The 20036-nt window shown below is 56.9% G+C and carries 21 protein-coding genes; 9 read left to right on the forward strand and 12 right to left on the reverse strand.

Features of this window, described 5'->3' with window-relative positions:
* Positions 1–25: 25 nt before the first annotated feature.
* Positions 26–709: a glycine-rich domain-containing protein gene (locus tag ACP7E6_RS28835; RefSeq protein ID WP_426233528.1), complete on the reverse strand. Its 684-nt coding sequence runs from the start codon at positions 707–709 to the stop codon at positions 26–28.
* Entirely contained in the window at positions 706–1161 is a 456-nt protein-coding gene (locus ACP7E6_RS28840; protein WP_426233530.1) for a hypothetical protein, read from the reverse strand. Before ACP7E6_RS28840 ends, ACP7E6_RS28835 begins: the two co-directional genes overlap by 4 nt.
* A 1699-nt stretch (positions 1162–2860) precedes the next feature.
* On the opposite strand from ACP7E6_RS28840, the gene repA reads away from it, so the two are divergent.
* The 5 genes from repA to ACP7E6_RS28865 all read left to right on the forward strand — a co-directional run bounded on the left by repA (position 2861) and on the right by ACP7E6_RS28865 (position 7455).
* Positions 2861–4051: a plasmid partitioning protein RepA gene (repA, locus tag ACP7E6_RS28845; RefSeq protein ID WP_426233566.1), complete on the forward strand. Its 1191-nt coding sequence runs from the start codon at positions 2861–2863 to the stop codon at positions 4049–4051.
* 72 nt (positions 4052–4123) lie between these two features.
* Entirely contained in the window at positions 4124–5104 is a 981-nt protein-coding gene (repB, locus tag ACP7E6_RS28850) for a plasmid partitioning protein RepB (RefSeq protein ID WP_426233531.1), read from the forward strand.
* A gap of 158 nt (positions 5105–5262) precedes the next feature.
* Positions 5263–6477 (forward strand): plasmid replication protein RepC, encoded by a 1215-nt coding sequence (gene repC / locus ACP7E6_RS28855; protein WP_426233533.1) that lies wholly within the window; start codon positions 5263–5265, stop codon positions 6475–6477.
* Positions 6478–6763: 286 nt separating this feature from the next.
* Positions 6764–7060, forward strand: a complete 297-nt coding sequence (locus ACP7E6_RS28860; RefSeq protein ID WP_112849323.1) for a type II toxin-antitoxin system HigB family toxin — start codon at positions 6764–6766, stop codon at positions 7058–7060.
* The gene (locus ACP7E6_RS28865) at positions 7060–7455 is read left to right on the forward strand and encodes a helix-turn-helix domain-containing protein (RefSeq protein WP_426233535.1); all 396 of its coding nucleotides are present in this window, start codon (positions 7060–7062) and stop codon (positions 7453–7455) included. Before ACP7E6_RS28860 ends, ACP7E6_RS28865 begins: the two co-directional genes overlap by 1 nt.
* 140 nt (positions 7456–7595) lie before the next feature.
* On the opposite strand, the gene ACP7E6_RS28870 is transcribed toward ACP7E6_RS28865, so the two are convergent.
* Both ACP7E6_RS28870 and ACP7E6_RS28875 read right to left on the reverse strand, forming a co-directional pair.
* The gene (locus ACP7E6_RS28870) at positions 7596–8234 is read right to left on the reverse strand and encodes a hypothetical protein (protein WP_426233537.1); all 639 of its coding nucleotides are present in this window, start codon (positions 8232–8234) and stop codon (positions 7596–7598) included.
* A 72-nt stretch (positions 8235–8306) separates the two neighbouring features.
* Positions 8307–9014 carry a hypothetical protein gene (locus ACP7E6_RS28875; protein ID WP_426233539.1) on the reverse strand — a complete coding sequence of 236 codons (708 nt, stop codon included), beginning with the start codon at positions 9012–9014 and terminating at the stop codon, positions 8307–8309.
* 145 nt (positions 9015–9159) lie between these two features.
* On the opposite strand from ACP7E6_RS28875, the gene ACP7E6_RS28880 reads away from it, so the two are divergent.
* A complete protein-coding gene (locus tag ACP7E6_RS28880) occupies positions 9160–9390 on the forward strand; it encodes a helix-turn-helix domain-containing protein (RefSeq protein WP_426233540.1) in 231 nt (76 codons plus the stop codon).
* A gap of 392 nt (positions 9391–9782) precedes the next feature.
* On the opposite strand, the gene ACP7E6_RS28885 is transcribed toward ACP7E6_RS28880, so the two are convergent.
* Genes ACP7E6_RS28885 through ACP7E6_RS28895 form a run of 3 tightly spaced genes read right to left on the reverse strand, consistent with a single transcriptional unit; the run spans position 9783 to position 12455 of the window.
* Positions 9783–11357, reverse strand: a complete 1575-nt coding sequence (locus ACP7E6_RS28885) for a type IV secretory system conjugative DNA transfer family protein (protein WP_426233542.1) — start codon at positions 11355–11357, stop codon at positions 9783–9785.
* On the reverse strand, positions 11354–11653 hold the full coding sequence (locus ACP7E6_RS28890) for a mobilization protein (RefSeq protein ID WP_426233544.1): 300 nt from the start codon (positions 11651–11653) through the stop codon (positions 11354–11356). The genes ACP7E6_RS28885 and ACP7E6_RS28890 overlap by 4 nt, the downstream gene beginning before the upstream one ends.
* A 10-nt stretch (positions 11654–11663) precedes the next feature.
* Positions 11664–12455 (reverse strand): NYN domain-containing protein, encoded by a 792-nt coding sequence (locus ACP7E6_RS28895; RefSeq protein ID WP_426233546.1) that lies wholly within the window; start codon positions 12453–12455, stop codon positions 11664–11666.
* 191 nt (positions 12456–12646) lie between these two features.
* On the opposite strand from ACP7E6_RS28895, the gene traA reads away from it, so the two are divergent.
* Positions 12647–15949 carry a Ti-type conjugative transfer relaxase TraA gene (gene traA, locus ACP7E6_RS28900; RefSeq protein WP_426233548.1) on the forward strand — a complete coding sequence of 1101 codons (3303 nt, stop codon included), beginning with the start codon at positions 12647–12649 and terminating at the stop codon, positions 15947–15949.
* Between the two features lie 72 nt (positions 15950–16021).
* On the opposite strand, the gene ACP7E6_RS28905 is transcribed toward traA, so the two are convergent.
* On the reverse strand, positions 16022–16477 hold the full coding sequence (locus ACP7E6_RS28905; protein ID WP_426233550.1) for a hypothetical protein: 456 nt from the start codon (positions 16475–16477) through the stop codon (positions 16022–16024).
* 257 nt (positions 16478–16734) lie between these two features.
* On the opposite strand from ACP7E6_RS28905, the gene ACP7E6_RS28910 reads away from it, so the two are divergent.
* Both ACP7E6_RS28910 and ACP7E6_RS28915 read left to right on the forward strand, forming a co-directional pair.
* Positions 16735–16968, forward strand: coding sequence for a DUF6894 family protein (locus ACP7E6_RS28910; protein ID WP_426233552.1), 234 nt, complete (start codon positions 16735–16737; stop codon positions 16966–16968).
* A gap of 17 nt (positions 16969–16985) precedes the next feature.
* Positions 16986–17177 (forward strand): DUF6894 family protein, encoded by a 192-nt coding sequence (locus tag ACP7E6_RS28915; protein WP_426233554.1) that lies wholly within the window; start codon positions 16986–16988, stop codon positions 17175–17177.
* A gap of 17 nt (positions 17178–17194) precedes the next feature.
* Here ACP7E6_RS28915 and ACP7E6_RS28920 read toward each other — a convergent pair whose 3' ends face one another.
* From ACP7E6_RS28920 to ACP7E6_RS28935, 4 genes are all read right to left on the reverse strand, one after another.
* Positions 17195–17599 (reverse strand): response regulator, encoded by a 405-nt coding sequence (locus ACP7E6_RS28920; protein ID WP_426233556.1) that lies wholly within the window; start codon positions 17597–17599, stop codon positions 17195–17197.
* A 585-nt stretch (positions 17600–18184) separates the two neighbouring features.
* Positions 18185–18550: a response regulator gene (locus tag ACP7E6_RS28925; RefSeq protein WP_426233558.1), complete on the reverse strand. Its 366-nt coding sequence runs from the start codon at positions 18548–18550 to the stop codon at positions 18185–18187.
* A gap of 29 nt (positions 18551–18579) precedes the next feature.
* A complete protein-coding gene (locus tag ACP7E6_RS28930) occupies positions 18580–19563 on the reverse strand; it encodes a chemotaxis protein CheB (RefSeq protein WP_426233560.1) in 984 nt (327 codons plus the stop codon).
* A 29-nt stretch (positions 19564–19592) separates the two neighbouring features.
* Positions 19593–19976 (reverse strand): response regulator, encoded by a 384-nt coding sequence (locus ACP7E6_RS28935; RefSeq protein ID WP_426233562.1) that lies wholly within the window; start codon positions 19974–19976, stop codon positions 19593–19595.
* Between the last annotated feature and the right edge of the window lie 60 nt (positions 19977–20036).

The raw sequence follows: 20036 nt of genomic DNA on the forward strand, positions 1-20036 counted from the left end.
CACTTCGCGATTTACGGCTTCTCTTTCAACTTGCCAGGTTGAGGAGCTTGTATTCGATCAACGTCGAGACAAGTGCAATCCTTTGCTCGTCGCTGATTTCGCCCGGCAATTCGCGCACGAAAAAGCTGCCGTTATGCGCGATGAATTCCAGAGCTGACCGGGCCGTCTGGTCGACCGCGAACACCGCTTCACCCTCATTGCTCAAAAGTTCAACCATGTCGTCGTCATCCTGCAGGTGGAAGGCGTGGCTGCGAGAATTGACGATGCGCCGATCCAGCGTGACGTTTTTCTCGTCGTACCAAAGGTCAGGTAGCGGCTCGCCGAACAGTTCTTCGTACCGCTCTGCGAACATATCCAGCGTCGACGGCGCCATTTTCGGCAATCCGTCTACAGCCGGTGCGGTACTCGGTGCATGCTGAATGTACTTTCCGAAATTCGCCCTGCAGTATTCGATGTACTGGCGTGTGAATAGAATAAACTGGTGCCAGATCTGATCGATCCTGAGCGAATACATCCCCCAGGCGATTGTGGGGCTGGACGCCGTCAAAACGAGGTATCGCTTTACCTCGCGGAAGAGCGCTTCTGCCTCTTTGGAGGAACTGACGACGTGGTCCTTTAACAGTTTCTCGACGAGATACGGTGCTTCGAACGCTAGAGCTTCAGCATGGTCATTCGTAGCGATTGATGACGTCGGCACGGCCGTGGTCATTGAGCTTGCGCCAGGCACTGGCAGGTGCATGGCACGCAGTGTGTTCCATCGCAAATAATTTCGCAGGTGCAAGTATCGCGAGCCTGGGCCCTAACTCTCATGCGAAGCCCAGCTCGCCGCACATCCGCCATGGCTCCGTTCTGCCTGGGGAAGGCCGCACCTTGTGCGCTCGTAGAGCTGGTCTGGCTGATGACTGCGTCTCGCCGGACCCAAACGGCGACCGCGCCGAGACTGGATTTCGGCAAGTCGGCGGTTGCGACGATGTCGCTTTCGGCGATCTCGATACCACCGGATAGCTCATTGAGCCGGAAAATCAGCCTTATGTGCCCCTCCCGGGTCGCCGGCGCAACAAATCCGGTGAATGCAACAGCATTATCACTGCCGGCTTCCAGTAGCCGGGATACCAAAGCATTGGTTTTCAGGCCCTTTGCTGGGTCCGGTTCTTTAGCCATCATGATCTCCTTGTGGACCGTGATCCACGAAAAATTCATCTCTGGTAAATTGGTGCCGACAAAATGCTCGACCTGCGGAAAAAATGGTTGAGTCAGATCGCGCCAAGTTCAAGGCCGGCTGCTTTTCGCTTTGCGGCGAATCCAGACGCCACACCGTCAACTGCTTCACGACGTCTGCGCCGATATTCTGTCCAGCTCCATCTTAAAGCGGTAGGACCGACGCCATACATTCTTTAATGCTCATATATATGCACGAAGTTGTGGTGATCGGCAACAGGATGCTATGCAGCTGAAGGGCACTAGCCGGACTGATCATCCGTGTCGAGCGAAGCCAATACGGGAGCTTCAGTACGTTTCTTGCGGGAACAAAAGTTCATGGCAGTTGGGCTATGATCGTGATGCCGGTTTTTCTTGCCACACTCGTGACGGTCCATAATCGTTTCACCCATGTGAGCTTTGACGCGTTCAACGAGGTGGTGTCGATCGGCATGTGACGTTGACGATGAAATCGAAAGACGTCGTCTCCGACGAGGTCAGGGCCAACCTGATTGGATTTCTGCAGGGCCTATACGAGGTAGGTTTGCCCATGGTTGGCAATTGTTTTACCCAGGACGAGGTCCTCAGTGCGCTGGTATCCCTAGACCGAGAGAGGGTCATAGCCATCCACTTTGAGCACTGATGGTCATGACGGCTGCAAGAAGTGGGGATCGTTCGGTAACGAGCGCCGGGGCGAAACCGAATGGCGCTGCGGGGATCATCTAGTCATCGACTATTGGGATGGTTCGCGGCCGCTACGAGCAACTAACGCGAAGCAGCCCACGCTGTTTCCACCGTTGGCTTAAATGTCTTCGTACTGAAATCTACCGAACGCCCCTCTCGCCCGACACAATCAGATCGCCACAACCCTCGGGTCAGGTGTGACAAAGCCAGCGTTAGGGTTATTTGGTAAGGCGAATGGCGCGGCGAGAGTCGCCAAGGCGGGATCGTTACAGGGTCGGCCGACAATTCGGGACTAATGCGAAGGACCTTGTCGGCTCGCTTGCTCTTGGGTCCCCGCGCCAATGCCGCGCGTCGTCAGTCAGGTAGCTTCAGGATGAAGGTGTCCATGTCGCGCCCAAAGCTCTCCAAGCCTTGTCACTCGCATCTCCACGAGGCCGACCGCCTTTGGCTGGGGACGGCGAAAACACAACATGAAGCGATCGCGTGTGGGCGCCGCTGCGGGCAGATCAGGACCCGACATCTTTTACGCCTTCGTAGAATTTGCCCTCACCTATCTCCGCAACAACCCTCGCAAGGTTGTCCGTGGTGGATGACTGCATGTTCCATACCCCGAATGCGCACGGATCGTTACAGGCGCTTTTTGGCCGCGAGATCGCGGAATGTGGCGATCCGCTGTGGGCAAACGGATGAGCTCGAAGGAGGTAGCGCCGCTGAGCATCAATCGCGACTACCGGTTGCGTGGCTTTTATGTCGCCATCTTACTGCAGTTACTGCAGAATTCTGGATTTTGACGGCAGTCAATCTCCGGTGCAAAAGCTGCCTGCCCTATTCCCAAGTCACCAGAATCGGACTTTCTTGACCGCTCAAGGGCATTAACCTTTTGTTAACTCAATTTTCCTTGCCCGAATAAGAGAATCGGACATAATGACGGCATATCGCTGGTTTCGGTGATTTTACCGACAGAATGGTCAAAGGCTTTATGAACGCGTTCCCGTTTCCGTCGTTTGAACTCGACGACAAGATATTGATGCAAGGTGCAGAAATCTCCCGCAGGCTTAACCAACTGCGATTGGAGAACTTTCCGCCGAGCGCGAAGAAGACCTTACGCCAGTTTTCCGTGGGGGAGGTCGCCCACTATCTCGGCGTTACGCCAAGCAATCTAAAACGGCTTTATCTGGACGGCAAGGGGCCAATCCCGACTACCATGTCAGGGAATAGGAAGTATTACACCGCGGAGCAGATGTTGGAGCTGCGCCAATACCTCGCAGAAACCGGAAAGAGCGAAGCGAAGAAATATGTCCCGCAGCGCAAGCCGGGCGACAAGCTCCAAGTCATCGCCGTCGTGAACTTCAAGGGTGGCAGTGGTAAAACGACGAGTGCCGCGCACCTCGCCCAGCACCTGGCGCTCACGGGCCACCGCGTTCTCGCCATCGACCTCGATCCTCAGGCGTCGCTTTCGGCCCTTCACGGTTTCCAACCGGAACTCGACCAGAACCCATCGCTCTACGATACGATCCGCTACGACGAGCGGAGCCCAATTGCGGATGTCATTCTGCCGACCAATTTCCCCGGCCTCGACATCATCCCGGCCAACCTCGAGCTTCAAGAGTACGAATACGACACCCCGCTCGCGATGCAGGCTGGCAGCGAGGGCAAGCGGTTTTTCACTAGACTTGGCAAAGCCCTCTTGGATGTCGATGACCGCTACGATGTAGTGATCATCGATTGCCCGCCGCAGCTTGGCTATTTGTCGTTGACTGCCCTCACCGCATCGACATCGGTTTTGATCACCGTCCACCCACAGATGCTGGATTTGATGTCGATGAGCCAGTTCTTGCTCATGCTCGGCAACATCACGAAAACTATCAAGGCGGCTGGTGCTGATGTGAGACTTGATTGGCTACGCTACCTAATCACCCGTTTCGAGCCGCAAGACGTCCCCCAGGTTCAAATGCTCGGCTTCATGCAGTCGATGCTTGCCGAGGAAATCTTGAAGACGCCCATGGTGAAGACGACTGCGATCTCCGACGCCGGATTGACAAAGCGCAGCCTCTACGAGCTGGATCGTTCTAACTTCACCCGAGGAACCTACGACCGCGCCATAGAGTGCATGGATGCTGTCAATTTTGAAATTCAGGGGCTCATCCATCGAGCATGGGGGAGAATGTGATCATGTTGACCGCCGTCAAAACCTGGAAGGCATTCTGCAGAATCAACCACTTGGCGATTCGAGGATAACGAAATGGCTCGGAAGAACCCATTCATGAACGTCATGAGCGAGGAAGCGCCGGATAACTCCAAGGCTATCCTCGAATACACGAACAAGGGTGCCTCGAAGTCGCTCATCCATTCCTTGGATGAGATGGCTGCGCAAGCAGATCGCTTTCTCGAAGGGGAGACCGTTGTTGAACTCGATCCCGCGATTATCGACGGCTCGTTCGTTCGGGACCGCCTCGAAGACGACAAAGCTGATTTCGATGAGCTCCTTTCAGCAATCCGAGATCGCGGGCAGGACACTCCCATCCTTGTCAGGCCGCATCCGTCTGCCACGGGGCGATACATGGTGGTATTCGGGCATCGACGCCTTCGGGTGGCCAAGGTGCTCGAGCGGAAAGTCCGTACAGTCGTCAAAGACCTTAAGGACAGCGATCACCTCGTCGCGCAGGGCCAAGAGAACTCCGTACGGGCAAACCTGTCCTTCATCGAGAAGGCAATGTTCGCAGCCGAGATTGCCCGCCGTCAGTTCGATGGCGACAACGCGATTGTGCTTTCCGCCCTGTCTGTCGACCGAGCAACCCTGTCGAAGATGCTGGCCGTCTCTACCATTCCCAAACTGGTGCTTGACGCCGTAGGTGCTGCCAAGGGCATCGGCCGGGATCGGTGGTACGAACTGAAGAGCCTGTTGGAACGGCCATCGACACTCGATAAGGTACTGGACTTCATCGAGACAGCCGACTTCAAAGCAAAGGGCGGCGACGACCGTTTCAACGCCCTGCTAACTTTCGGGAAGAGTGTCGGGAAGCAGGCTCGTCCGAAAGCAATGAGAACCCATAAGTGGTCTTCGGACGACAAAGCCGTGTCAGCCGATATCAAGGCGGACGGCAAGACATACACGTTTGCCCTGAAAGCAAGCGATGCGGTGGGCTTTGGTGATTTCATCGCTGATAACCTGGGCGACCTGTACCAGGCATACCGGAAGAAGTTGGATCAACAAGGAGAGTAGACGGCAAAAAGAAAAAGGCCCCCAAACGACCAAGTCGTGGAAGCCCTTCTCGTATTCCCTAAGCAAGAATGAGAATCGCATTTCCCCGAATCACAGTCAAGAGTCTTTGGCATCGTTTTGGTGAGCAGATTTCTTTTGCCTTTTAGAAGGTGAAGAAAATGCAGATTGGAAGTGTGACGACGCCCTTCGGGCGGCGGCCGATGACGCTTGCCTTGGTAAAGGGCCAACTGGCAACAGCTGAAGCAAAGTCCGGTCGATCGGCCGATAAGTGGAAAGTGTTTCGCGACGCCTGTGAGGCTCGAGCTGTACTCGGTGTGACGGACCGAGCACTGTCTGTGCTCAATGCGCTTTTGTCGTTCTATCCCGACCAGCAGTTGGGCGAGGAGAGGGGCTTGGTCGTGTTCCCCTCGAACAATCAGCTGACAGTGCGTGCTCACGGCATCACCGGCTCCACCCTGCGTCGGCACCTGGCTGCACTCGTGGATGCCGGTCTGATCATCCGCAAGGACAGCCCTAACGGCAAGCGCTACGCCCACAAGGACAAGTCCGGCACGGTCGAAGACGCTTTCGGCTTCAGCCTGGCGCCGATGCTTGCCCGAGCGGCCGAACTCGCCCACATGGCGCAGCAGGTAGCTGCCGATCGCAAGGCGTTTCGCCTTGCCAAGGAACGTCTGTCGATTTGCCGCCGTGATGTTCGCAAGCTGATCTCTGCCGCCATGGAGGAGGGAGCGTCGGGTGATTGGGGAACGATCGAACAACATTTCATCGGCCTTCTCGCAAGGCTCCCGCGCACGCCGATAATTGGTGATCTGGAACCAATTACTGAAGAAATGGAGATGCTGCGCGACGAAATTGTCAATCTGCTGGAAATGCAGGTAAATTCAGAAAAACCAGACAGCAATGCTGTTCAAATTGAACGCCACATACAGAATTCAAATACCGATTCCATCCATGAATCTGAACCTAGCTCCGAAACGAAGCAAGGTGCAAAACCGAGCCAAGCCATCAGACCCGCAGGTCAGCTGATAAAAGCTTTCCCGCTTGGAATGGTGTTGAGGGCGTGCCCCGAGATCGCGATGTATGGACCAGGCGGATCAGTAGGGAACTGGCGCGACCTGATGGCGGCGGCCGTCGTTGTGCGGTCGATGCTTGGCGTTAGTCCGTCGGCGTACCAGAACGCCTGCGAAATCATGGGGCCGGAGAATGCAGCAGCGGCGATGGCCTGTATCCTGGAAAGGGGAGGGCAGATCAACTCGGCCGGTGGATATCTGCGTGATCTGACCCGACGAGCGGAGGACGGTGAATTCTCGCTTGGCCCGATGTTGATGGCGTTGTTGCGTGCGAATAGTTCGGCCGTCTCAAAGGCGGGTTAGTCTACAGCGCTGTCGTCGGCGTCCTGTTAGGGAGATGCTCCCCCTTTCGGTAAGGTGGCGACTGGGTTTTAACTATTTCGGTCTAGGAAACCTGCATGAGCTACGACTGGGACGGGAAGCGCGCAAAGCGGATGAGCATCCTTCAAAGCATCGCTTTCGGGATGGTGATCGTGCTCGCATGCGGTTTCGTCGCCGTACTTCTCGGACGGCCTTGAAACACCCTGTTCATCTGATGAATAGATCAACTTCATGTTGATTTATTCCCATATTGGGAATATATAAAGCCATGCAGGTTGTCGCGAAGTCCACATTGAAGAAGTTTTGGGAGGTTCATGACCAAGCCGAAACGCCTTTGAAAATCTGGTATGCGACAGTCAACGGTGCTGATTGGGTAGGGCCATCAGATGTTAAGGCGATGTTTGGTTCCAATGTCGATTTTGTGAGTGATAATCGCCTCATCTTCGACATTTCCGGCAACAAATACCGCCTCATTGTTCATGTTTCCTACCGTTTCAAGCGTGTTCTTATCAAGTTCATAGGCACCCATGCCGCTTATGACGCGATTGATCCGGAGACAGTGTAATGGAAAACATTAGAGCCATCCGAAACGATGACGACCTCGCATGGGCCATTGCCGAGGTCGAACAGTATTTTGTCAATGAGCCAGATCTGGGAACTGCGGAAGCCGATCGCTTTGACGTTCTCTCCGTCCTAATTGAAGCTTACGAAGATGAGCACTACCCCATCGACGCGCCGGAGCCCATTGAGTTCCTGAAGGCCCACATGGCAATGCTCGGTCGAAAACAGAGCGATCTGGCGAAACTTTTTGGTTCGACCCCGCGCGCCTCCGAGGTGCTTAACAAGAAGCGAGCCCTCACCGTCGATATGATCCATAGACTCCACAAAGAGTGGGGCATCCCTTCCGACCGCTTGGTTGAACCTTACCATTTAGCAGAGCCTGAGCGGGCCTACGCCTAAGGAGCGTACTGTTACTTCGTTGCGGCACTAATCCGTACCGTCACCAAGGTCTAGGAAATCTGCATGTGCTACGACGGGGACGGGAAGGGCGCAAAGCAGATGATGCGCTGTCTGTCTTGTATATCACTAGCCCATATTCGTCATGCGGGATGTTCAATGCGGACGAGGTCGGCAAGGATTATCCGCAATTGCGGCCATGGCCTTTCCTTGAAGTGAGAGCCGGGGTCCTCTGTTTCAATGATCGAATGAAGTTTGGCAATGATGTCCGAGGTTGTAAGAGCGGGCGCCTCCCAAAGGGAGTTTGCCGAAGCTTCTTCAATGCCCGCGATTTGGGTTTCCGCATGACGGGTCCTGCTATAGCCGAACTGCTCATCAGCAGCGTTCCATTTCTTGATCCTGGCCGCCAATTCGGATTTCGCCGTCTTCCGTGCTTCCGGCATTGCGTCCCCCGGTAACCAGCTGTCGATTTCCTGGCAGGTGCGGACGACGACGGGTTTGTCTTCGCCCGGTATCTCCAGCTGTAGGACTGGAAAACCGCCGGCGGATTTCAGGACTTCCGTTTCCAGTCTCTGTTGCTGGTGGCACAGCCTCTTTCCTTCTTCATGCGCGTCGTACCAAGCGCGCCAAAGTGCCAACACGTTTCCTGGGGCGATGCTTTCTTGATCGCTGGAGGGGTGGGATGCACCGGGGGCTAGGGCGCTCAGATAGGCCGTTGTGGCAAAAAGCATTTTTCTGCGGGTTACTGCCGGCAAAATTCTGTCACTCTCAGAATCAGTCATGATCCGAGCTCCTTGCAACTAGATTTCGGTTAGAGGGCCGATAGCGAGCCCTGAAATGTGCTGGAACCTTATTCAGATTCGGTTCGGTGACGTTGCTGAGCATCCTGTCAGCTCCATGAGGATGAGATCTTTCAACATGGCCCGGAGTTCCGGCCAAGGGGTCGTTTTGAGTTTCAGGGCGGGATCTTGCGTGACGATCAGGCAATGGAGCTTCGCGGTAACTTCGATCAGGGAAGACGGCTTTATAAGCCCCATAACACGACCTGTTATCCCCGCCTCTTCGGCAATGTCTTGCTCTAGCGCAACAGCGGCACTGTACCCCAACCGTCGGTCGGCATTTTTCCATGATCTTCGACGTTGCCGAAGTTCGGCGCGTGCCTGGGTGATCTGTTCGGCGTCCAGTTGGAAGGACAGTCGTTGGATGTCGGCAAAGGAATGAACGATAACCGGCCGATCGGCTCCCTCAATTTGCAGCGCCACCGACAAACCGGCGGAATTGTTCAACATCTTCGCTTCAAGCTTTTTTCTGAAATGATAAGCCCGCATTCGGCGCTGATAGAGTGCGTACCATTGGGGCCACAATTCTCTTACAGGCGTTGGACCAGGCGCCCTTCGCTGACCATCAGCTTCTATGACACGTGCACTGAGCAGACGTGCGGCAACGGGGAGAAGATTTCGCCGATCAATGATGGGCGGCAGATTTTCTGCCGCCCATGTCTTCGAATCATGATTTCTACGAGTAATTGCGGACAGAGTTCTGCTATTCTCAGAATCAGCCATGATCCGAGCTCCCAACAGTTTGATTTTGGTTAGGCCGCGTGTGGTAGGCGATACCGACAACGGTCCGGAAAGTTAAATTCGTAACATGGATACGATATCTGCCAATGCATCACATTTCAACAACTAATCGTATCAGTGTTACGAAATGACGCCGATCCAGTGTAAGATGGCGCGGGTGGCGCTCGGCTGGGGCACCCGAGACTTGGCTAAAAATGCTGGCGTATCGCCCGATACAATCGCCAGATTAGAACGCGGCGAGCGGCTTCGGGATTCAACCGTGGAGGTCATCCAAGCTGCCTTCGAAGACGCGGGCCTAGAATTCATCCCGGAAAATGGCGGTGGCGTTGGGGTCCGCTTCTCCAAACCAAAAGATTAGTCCAATGGAGAGGGCTTGAAGCAGAGTGCCCGCTCCCGCCCTGCGGCGTCTCAGGGACGGGTAGGGGCCTCCAGGGGTAAAAGCTTGCTCGCCTGGTCGATGACCTTTCGCAGCTTTCTCCACCCCGGTAGATTTGGCTAATCGATGCGTTCCTCAACGGCTTTCAGCATCCATCCGGTGCAGGCAACGTCTCCAGCCGCTTTGTATCTATCAACGCGCTTGAAGCAGGCTCAATGCGGGGGCGGGCGTCGCCATCGTCCAACGGGATCGTTGCGACGAGCAGCTCGGTTTCCTGATAGGCCAACGTTATACGCTGCCGTTTCTCCACATCGCTTTCGATGATGACATTGAGGGTGAAGGCAGCGTTTTCGATAGATGTTCGGTCTCGTCGTTCATGCTGGATCGAAAGCCCCTTTGAATTCCGGATCGGCATAATATCGGAGCTTGCGGACCCACGCCGGCCGTTGCCCCTGTCTCAAGAGGATCATCCTGTCTTCGGGTAGTCGCATGATTTCGTCCGCGTTGATAAGATCGCGGGCCGAGATGTGTTCGGAAGAGGAGTTTTTACCCTCGCTCCAGGACCTGGTGACGTACTGCGCATCGGTCTTGCCGATCGAGCGGGCAATGAGTTCGGCCGTATCGATATCGTTGACACCGAACACCTGAAGGACGGCGGCGTTCGACTGGAAGGTGCCGGCACGCTGTCCATAGGTGGCGCGCAGTTGATGGGTATCCTGGAGGATCGGCCAGAGCTGTACGCCATAACCGGCCATCAGGCCCATGGCGCGTTCGACCGGAGCCAGATGGCCGAGCGCAGCGAACTCATCGAGCAGGCAAAGGATTGGCCGGGCAGGGGAGGCGGGCTCGCGCGCCATGTCGGTGAGGCTCTGGGTGATCAGCAGCCGCAGCCATCTGGAATAGGTCGAAAGCCGATCGGGCGGCAGCACCAGAAACACCGTCACGTTGTGGCGCTTGAGATCGGCAAAGCGGAAATCCGATCGGCCGAGCACGGCGGTTATACGCGGACTGTCGAGGAAATGGGTGTGGCGTTGCGCGGCCGACAGAACGCCGGCCGCCTCCCGATCGGACTTGCCAAGATGACGATTGGCGGCGCGTGCGATCAGCCCGTTAGCCTCGTCCATGTCCTGCATTCGGGCTAGCAGAACGGAAAACCGCTCAGGCGCAAGTGTCAGATACTCGCGCAGCGTTCCGAGATGCCGGCGCCCCGGGGATTCGGCCACGGCAATCTTGAGGATCAGCCCCGCAATGAGCGCCTTTGCCTCCTCATTCCAGTGCGCATCGCCACTCGTGCCCGGCTCGTCGAACACGAGGGCATCGGCCAACGTGTTGGCATCCTCCGCCACATCGAGGCCATCGGGATCGAGCATGTCGAGGGGATTGAATGCCGAGGAATGTTTGCCCGTGACGCCGAATGGATCGAGGATATGAACCGGGCCGAATTGTTCTCGCGCACGACCCGTGACTCGGGCATTCTCTCCCTTTGGATCGATGCAGATCACCGAGCGATTGACAGTGAGCAGATTGGGAATGATGGTGCCGACGCCCTTGCCGGTTCGTGTCGGCGCCATGGTCAAAAGATGCGCCGGTCCGTCATAGCGTAGCAGCTTGTCGGTCTCTGGATCACGCCCGATCAGCAGGCCGTCATCTGTTGCGGAGAGTTTTTGCAGTTCCTTACCCATTGCCCAGCGGGCGGAGCCGAACACGGAAGAAATCGGAACGTCCGACATGAATGCCGAGAAGAAACCTCCCACACCGAACACCAGCGGCAGATATGTGGCTATGGCATGGACAAGCTGGCTGATCTGCCCGTACTCAAAGCCACCGATCAGATGGATGAGAAGGTTGGCCAACAGCAACAGCGCCGAAAATAGCACGCCGACAACAGCGCATCCGAAAGCGAGGAACGGAGCCTTAACGACCGACTTCAGAAAACGGGAAACCGTCATTCCGGATTTCCATGGCTAGACCCTTCAGGCGATGACCCCGGCAGGAGGATTTCGTCGAACAAGGCCGTGTCGCCATCACGCGTGAGGAATCCGGGCAGCTCCGCGCGCAGCCAGTCGCCGAGGCGGCGGGTGGAATCGGCATCGTTGGAATTCTCTAGCCGATACAGTACCAGCGCGCCGAGCAGAACCTTGCGCCTGGTGTCCTGGGCGCGCTCCTGTTTTCCCAGCCGTGCCTTGAGCATCTTCTTGCGTTCTTCCAGTTCGGAGATGCGCTGTTCGATCGTTTTGCGCGGCATCTTCATCCCTTTATTTCGTATTGCCGGCCGAGGTCTTCTTGAGGCGAACGAGGATTGTTTTTGTGTTGTCGGCTGCTCGCTCGACATCGACGATGCCCGAGGCTTTGACGAGATCGCTCAGCCTCGGGAAGCCATAGTTGCGTGCATCAAAGTCGGGCGCTTGCTTTGCCAGGTGCCCGCCCACCTGAGCCAGATTGGCTCGGCCGTCTTCCTCGGCGGTGGCGATTACAGCTTTGGTCAGCATGTCCCGAGCCGCCTTGTCGAGACCCGCCTTTCTGGGCGCCGCTTTGGCGACGGCAGGCTTGGCCTCAGCTGGCTTTTGGGGGGCAGGGGCCGCTGCCTCTTCGATCTCTTCGGCCGGCGCATTGAGCACGTCGAAATAGACGAACTTGTCGCAAGCCGTAATGAAAGGACGAGGGGTTTTGCGCTCCCCAAACCCATAGACCGTGACGGCCTGTTCACGGATGCGGGCTGCAAGCCGCGCAAAATCGCTGTCGCTGGAGACGATGCAGAAACCGGAGAAGCGGCCGGTGTAAAGCAGGTCCATGGCGTCGATGATCATCGCGCCGTCTGTGGCGTTCTTTCCGGTCGTGTAAGCGAACTGCTGAATGGGCTGAATCGAATGTTCGAGCAGGCATTCCTTCCAACCCTTGAGGTTGGGCCCGGTCCAGTCGCCATAGATGCGTTTGACACTGGCCGTCCCGTAGTTGGCGATCTCGGCCATCAGACCAACGACTATCTTTGGCGAAGCGTTGTCGCCGTCGATCAGCAAGGCCAGTGTTCCGGAATTGTCTGTTGCCATTTGCTTCTCCCGATGGTGCAACGAGACTACATATCGTGTCGTCTGGAACAACCCTAAATATGTATTGGTGTTGTTGCGTCTTGCATAATCCCGACGGAGGGAGCGAAGCGAGTGAAGTTACAAGGGCGCACTTACGAGTTGCAGGGCAACTCAGCGCTTGATATCCTCATTTGCAATTCGGAGAATGGCATTTGGCAATTTATCATTGCAGCATGAAGCCGATAGCCCGCAGCGGCGGCCGTAGCGCCGTGGCGGCTGCCGCCTATCGGACTTCGACGATGATGCTGAATGAGCGCGACGGTCTGGTGCACGACTTTACCCGCAAGAAGGGTGTCGAGCATGACGAGATCATTCTTCCGGAAGGTGTGCAGGCGGATTGGGCACTTGATCGCTCTTGCCTTTGGAATGCTGTCGAGCATGCGGAAAAACGCAAGGATGCGCGGGTGGCCCGCGAGTTCGAAATCGGGCTTCCGCATGAGCTGAGTGCAGAGCAGCGGCTTTCGCTGACACGGGACTTTGCCCGTGAGCTGGCCAACCGCTATGGCGCAGCAGTGGACTTCGCCATTCATCAGCCACACACAGAGGGCGATGTCCGCAACTTCCATGCCCACGTGCTGATGACAACACGGACAGTTGGTCCTGACGGTCTTGGCGAAAAGACGCTGATCGAACGCGAGAACAAGTGGCTGCTGAACCACGATCAGCCGACTTCGCATATGCAGCTTCGCTATATCCGTCAGGCCTGGGAAAACCACGCCAACCGCCATTTGGCGCGGGCAGGTCTTGATGTCCGGATCGATCATCGCTCGCACTTGGAGCGCGGGCTTGAGATCGAGCCGACTGAACACATGGGTGTCTTTGCCTCGCAGATGGACCGGCGTGGGTTGGACGTCTCAAGGTCGCGGATCGACGAGAAAGCGGCACGCCGCAATGCCGCGCTCATCCGGGAAAAGCCGGAGCAGGTTCTGTCGATCCTCACCGACGAAAAGAGCGTGTTCGACCGGCACGATGTGGCGCGGGCGCTGCATCGTTACATCGACGATAGCCAGGGTTTCCAAAATGCCTTTGCGGCGGTCATGGCGTCATCGGCATTGGTCGAACTTCAGCCGGAGCAGAACGGTGAACTGGCGCGATACTCGACCCGGGAAATGCTTGAGATTGAGCACGCCATGGCCGCGAGTGCTGAGCGACTGGCACAGTCCTCCAGCCATGGCGTTAATCGACATCATGTCGATCAGGCATTGAGCCTACAGGACGATGCGATCAGGGCAAGAACCACAGCATCACTTTCTGGAAAAGTTGAACACGGTGAAATGCTCCTCGTCGATCGGGAGCGGGTGATCGAGCGATCCGGCTTAAGCCAGGAGCAGCGTATGGCCGTTAAGCATATCACCGGGCCGGAGCAAGTGGCGGCGGTAATCGGCTTTGCCGGCGCTGGCAAATCCACCATGCTTGCCGCCGCGCGCGATGCCTGGGAGCGGCAGGGGTATCGGGTTCAGGGTGCCGCTTTGGCTGGCAAGGCAGCGGAGGGGCTTGAAGAGTCCTCAGGCATTGCTTCGCGCACATTGGCCTCCTGGGAGTATGGCTGGCAGTCGGGGAGGGGACAACTCGGCAAGGGCGACGTTCTCGTCATCGATGAGGCGGGTATGGTGGGAAGCCGACAGTTGGCCCGGTTCGTGATGGAGACCGAGGCGCGGGGCGCCAAGCTGGTTCTGGTCGGCGATCATGAGCAGCTTCAGGCGATCGGGGCGGGATCTCCGTTCCGGGCGATTGCCGAGCGTGTGGGTGCGGTCGAGCTTTCCGAAATCCGTCGGCAGAGCGAGGGCTGGCAGCGGGAGGCGTCGATTGCGTTTGCCACGCACCGGACGGGTGAGGGGCTCGCGGCTTATGCCGATCGTGGTGCTGTGAACTTCGCCGACAATAGGGACGAGGCGCGAGCCGGTTTGGTCCGCGATTATCTCTCCGATCTGGAGGCGCGCTCATCTGGATCGCGGATTGCGCTGGCGCATCGCCGCGTCGATGTCCGGGCGATCAATGCCGACATTCGCGCATCGCTTCAGGACAGCCATCGGCTGGGGCGCGGCGAAGAGGGTGGAGAGCGCACATTCCAGACCAATGACGGCAAGCGGTCGTTCGCGCCAGGCGACCGGATAGTCCTGTTGGAAAACAATCGCGACCTTGGTGTGAAAAACGGCATGCTGGGAACGGTTGAGGCAGTCGAACTGGGCGCACTACAAATACGTCTCGACGGCGCAGGGCAGAACAATGCCCGTTCCATCTCCATACCGGTGAATAATTACCAAGCCTTTGACCACGGCTATGCAACGACCATTCATAAATCCCAAGGGGCGACGGTCGATCGCGCCTTTGTCATGGCGTCGGGCACCATGGATCGGCACCTGACCTATGTGGCGATGACGCGTCATCGTGACAGTGTGCAGGTCTATGCCGGCCGAGATGAACTCAAGGATATGAAAACGCTCAGCGCCAGCATGGGCCGAACGGGCGCGAAGGAAACCACGCTCGATTACACCCGCGCCTTTGCCGAGCGGCGAGGTCTTGCGGAAGGGTTTGGCGCTCGCAGCGAAGTTGCCGTTGGCCTCTCGCCTGGTCGGGCTGAGGATTGGCCTGCGGCTCACTACAGCGCTAAGGATGAGCTCGTTCGCTCGCAGGCCGATCCTCAGGCTCGAGCCAGCGTTGAGGCGCAGCGGACCGGGCAGGATATCGAGGGCACGGCGGAAAAGGTCGAGCCGCTTGTGCCGGCGCTGACGAAACATTCGCGCGGCATCGAGGATGTGGCCCGCGAGAAGGCCAGGCCGGACTTTGAGCGGGCCATTCGAGCAGTGCGTTCCGTTGGTCGCAACGTTTATGCGGATCCGGACCGTGTTGCCGCCTCGCTCAGCACAACGATCGTCGACAAGGGCATGGATGGGCAGGCGCTGGCGAAATCGCTTGCCGAGCGTCCGGATCAGTTTGGGGAGTTGCGCGGCAAGTCGGGCTTCCTGGGTGAGAACAAGGAGCGCAAGGCGGCTCGCCATTATGCCAAGGCGCTCAGCAATCACGTTGCATCGGCCGGTCGGACCTGGGAGCGTCGGCTGGAGGCAGAGCGCCAGTCCGAGACGTGGAACCGCGAAAAGCGGGATGTGATCGAGGTCCCGGGGTTGACGCCACGCAGCGAGGCCATCTTGAAGCAGTTCGACGGAATGTCCCAGTCGGAAGTGCCGAAATTCCTTGAGAAGATATCCGGCACGCCGGAAGGGAAACAGGCCCTCGATGAGGCGAGACAAGTCGCGCAGGCGCTGGAACAGCGGTTCGGCAGCGCTGATCCGCGCGACCTGAAGACGGAAAACCTGCGGTTTGCGCCAGAGGTCATCGCCAAGCTTGATCGGATCAAGGATGTCGCCCGCATTGCCGATCGGGCGCAGCGGGCGGAGCTGTCGCGTCGGTACGAACTGAAGCGCAGTCTCAACAAGGGGTTGGGATTGGGGATGTAAACTATGACTCGCCCTGAATTGCCCCGAGTTCCGCTCTCGAAGCGGAACAACATTCGCGTGCGGATCACGTCGCTAGAAAGCGAACGTAGACCGATAGCACAGCAAAATGACCGCGATAGGCAGGGTGGAGCGAGCGATTAAAACCAACGCATGGAACCATTTAATGCGGGCGACTTCACTGCCAACCTTGACTCCGCGACAGTGTTTTTGGAAACAGGAGAAGGGAACGGTTCTGAAACTATTTATTAAATTTATCAATATTTTAGCAAAAATCAGATAAGCATATTTATGGAACTTTGTTAAGTCGGCCACCCGGAACTGCGGCATAACCGCGACGGCAGCCAAAGCAATGGCTACCAAAAGCTCGGCACCAAGCCTGGCAGGAGGACGGATTTTACCAATGATATTCTGAACCGTCGAGCCGCTATCAGCGCACTCGGCATCGGAATGATGCAGACGATGTTCCCAGCCCGCGGCCCCTTTTCCTGGAAACTTTCTAATCGAGGCCGCTGTGAACGCCGTCGACAAAAGGTGCGGCTCTTTGCGCCGATTAACCTCCGGTGAGGCGCCGATGGTATTGGTGCTGCGAAGCTTAGCCCGATGCTACTTTGGAAAGGCCTTGCAGCACATTGCGCTATAATCCCCTCTAAAGTATATTAGGCAATAGAAATGTATCGCAGAGTGTGATACAGCGTTCCACAATCAATCGTGTTCGCAGCCCCATATGGGGGCTGTCGGAACAACGCTCGTGCCCGCGTTTCGCGTTAAACAGCGGGGAGCGGCGCATGCCAAAGTTCTACTTTCATCTACGCGATGGCGACACGTTCGAAGAAGACACTGATGGCGTCGAACTGCCCGATGTGGACAGTGCACGAAGTGAGGCAATTATTGCTGCCCGGGAAATTCTAGCTGAACAGATTTCTTTCGGCCTACAAGTCGGTGACCAAACTTTCGAAGTCACCGACGAAGAAGGCTTTATGTTCTTTAGACTGGCATTCCGGGATCTCTTGCACAGCTGAGACCAGCTGGGCGTCACATGCCTATATTTTACTACAATCTCAGATGCGGAAATCCCCTGGCTGAAGGCACGGTAGGTGTCCATTTGCTCGATCAAGAGTCGGCTCGGTTACAAGCCAAGGACGCTGCGCGGTATATGCTATCTCAGAGATCGTCGATGCGCTTCTCTCTAGACGGGCAAATCTTTGAAGTGTGCGACGAGGATGGGTAGCGCTCTTCAGCATTAGTCTAAAAGACGTGCTGCACAGCTGATGTGACGGGCGGAGTTGATCCGCTGGCATTCACAACCAAAGCCTTATTGATTGCATCCAGCGCATCGTCCGGTGTCCAAGGCTTGGCGAGCCATGGGCGTCCCTTGAACACCTCTCCAGCTTCAGACCGCGCACTGCCGGTACATACGATGAAGGGCACATTGCGGAACGCCAAAACGTGTGCGACTTCAGTACAGTCTCCATCGTTTAGATAAAGGTCAAGGAGGGCCAAGGAAGGGGTGCGGCGTTCAAGATATTCGAAGCAGTCTGCACAGGAAGTGACTACCGTGACGTCATGGAAACCTGCATCCTTAATGGTGGTTTCCAAGTCGAGGGCTATCAGAGCCTCGTTTTCCAAGATGAGAATTGAATGTGTAGCCATGGATCATTTCCGATCATTACAGATGCAACCGCGTTCCGGGGCAGGATCATAGGCAGTCAACGAGTGAGCAGCGAGGTGCTTTTTGCAATGTCGACCAATCTTCGATCATTGACACGGAGTGGTTGGCACTCCTTCACGCGATAAGCGTAGTGCCCTTAGTGCCTCAGATTTGCGACGATCCGCAGTACGCTTCGCGGTGATGACTGCCTCGGCTAACCGCTTCGATTCCAAAATTGCCTCGGGCTCAGAACCCTCGCTTGCGCTTCTTTTTTTGACAATCTCTTCCATAATCCTACCTCCGCTCGCCACTAATCGAGACGGCGATGCTGCAATCAGAAATCAGTCTAGTTCTAAAAGGTTGCAAATCCAGTCGTTAGTTGGGATTGTACGGTATCGAACATTTAGCCAATACGGGTCAGCGCGGCGGCTGAGACGTTCGCAAGAAGAACAGGCCGAACACGTTGTCGGGCTTTTATGGGTCAACCGGGAGGAATGGACGGGGTTCGCCTACGTGAAACTCGGTAAGCTTGCCGGCCATCCCGCACATCCCACCATGTTGGCACGCATAGCGATTAGCGGATCGCCTTAACGCCGGAACAATGCATCCTGCAGATCTCGGTGTTCGACTGGCTTTGAAAGACGCGGCACAGATTCGTATCGGGCTGGAATATCCTTATCGTCATAGCCCGTCGCGAAGACGAACGGAACGCCTCGGGAGAAGAGTAGGTCCGCCACGGGAAACGCCATGTCACCGTTCAGATTGATGTCAAGTATGGCGGCGTCGATGTGTGTATCACCGGAGGCGAATGCCAAAGCCCGGTCTAAGTTAGGGGCCGGGCCGACGATTATCGCACCGGTTCGTTCGAGCCAGTCTACCAGCTGCTGAGCGATGAAATAGTCGTCTTCCACAACAAGAATGCGCTTCCCTGGGTATAAATTTTCTTCGCCCATGTTCGTTCTTCCTCCGCAGCAGGTTGTCACTAGCTGCCTGCCGACAAGCTCTTGAGTGCGGCATCCATAAGGACGTCGGCGGAACGCTTATACTCCTGAGCACGTTCCTCGAACGTCGCAGCGGCGGCGGTTCTGCCGGCTTGCAACGCCTCTCGTATCATCTTTTCCATCAGAACGATGCGCTCGCCCATCACCCTAAGAGCGATGCGCACTGCCTCGTCAACTGAACCTTCCTGTTCGTGGGCGAGTGCCTCGGCGGTATATCCGTGCCCCACCTGACAGCGGAATCGCAGCGGCGTGCGCCTGATCTGCGATAATGTCCCCCCGCATCCGGGACAACTCAAAGGGACGGGATCGGCGATTTCTGCGATCGTTGGAGAGTTAGACGGCCGCCCCATGGCGATCGCCACCTCAAGCGCAACGCTGGACGGTGCCGCAACGGTCGGGCCCGCGCCTTCCAGCACAAGGCGGATCAAAAGCGCAGCCAGATCCTTGGCGGGAGCACGGTAGTCAACGTCACTCGCCAGCAACGCCGTTTGTGGCATCTCGCTCTCTACGGCGTCGCGGGGGTTTTGAACAACGGTTAATCCGCCACAACGTTTCAGGTCCGCCAACCCGGAAGCCCCGTCGTTGAGCATGCCGGAAAGCAGAACTCCAATGGCTTCGGGTCCGGCGCTGATCCCTACGGATCGGAACAGCGGATCGATCGCGGGCCGCGCCATGTTCTCGCGCGGTCCGCGGCCCAGGCGAAGAACCCCCCCGTCCATCACAAGATGGTGGTCTGCGGGCGCCACGTAGATATGCCCTTCGTCTATGGGCTCACCGGCCACCGCAGTGGATGCCGGAAGTGTGCCTCCACTGTCCAGTATCGCGGCGAGCAGGTCCCGATTGCCCGCTCCGACATGGACTGCGATCAAGACCGACGCCTGCAGGCTCTGTGGCAACTCCTTGCATATCTGCCGGATCACCTGGATCGATCCTGCTGACCCGCCGATTGCAATGATTTTTCCCATGGCCCGTTCACCTCGTGCGGTTCAATGCTCTAGCCGTTGGCCGGCGATTTCAATAACTGCAGCAACTGCGCTTTGAGTTCGTTCGAACTGTAGGGCTTCGTCAGGCGCGGCCGGTCGCGATGCCGTTCTTCAATCGCCCAGTCACTGTAGCCACTGCAGAGGAGAAACGGGATATCGCGGCTAGCGAGGATGTCTGCGACTTCGTACGAGTTGCCGCCCCGGATGTTGACGTCGAGGATCGCGGCATCGATCGGCGCCTCCTTCGCCAACCGGATGGCTGCGTCAAGGCGAGATGCAGGTCCGACCACCTGCGCACCCATGCCCAGCAGGGCGTCTTCTATCACCAGCACGATCGTCATTTCATCTTCGACGACCAGCACCTGGCGGCCTTCTGCTCTGTCCTGACTAATCATTGGCGTCCTCCTAAGGCCACGGGACGAAGTTCTCCAACTTCGGCGGTGAACGGAAGTTCG

The organism is Pararhizobium sp. DWP3-4, assembly GCF_049898205.1.
GTDB lineage: Bacteria > Pseudomonadota > Alphaproteobacteria > Rhizobiales > Rhizobiaceae > Pararhizobium.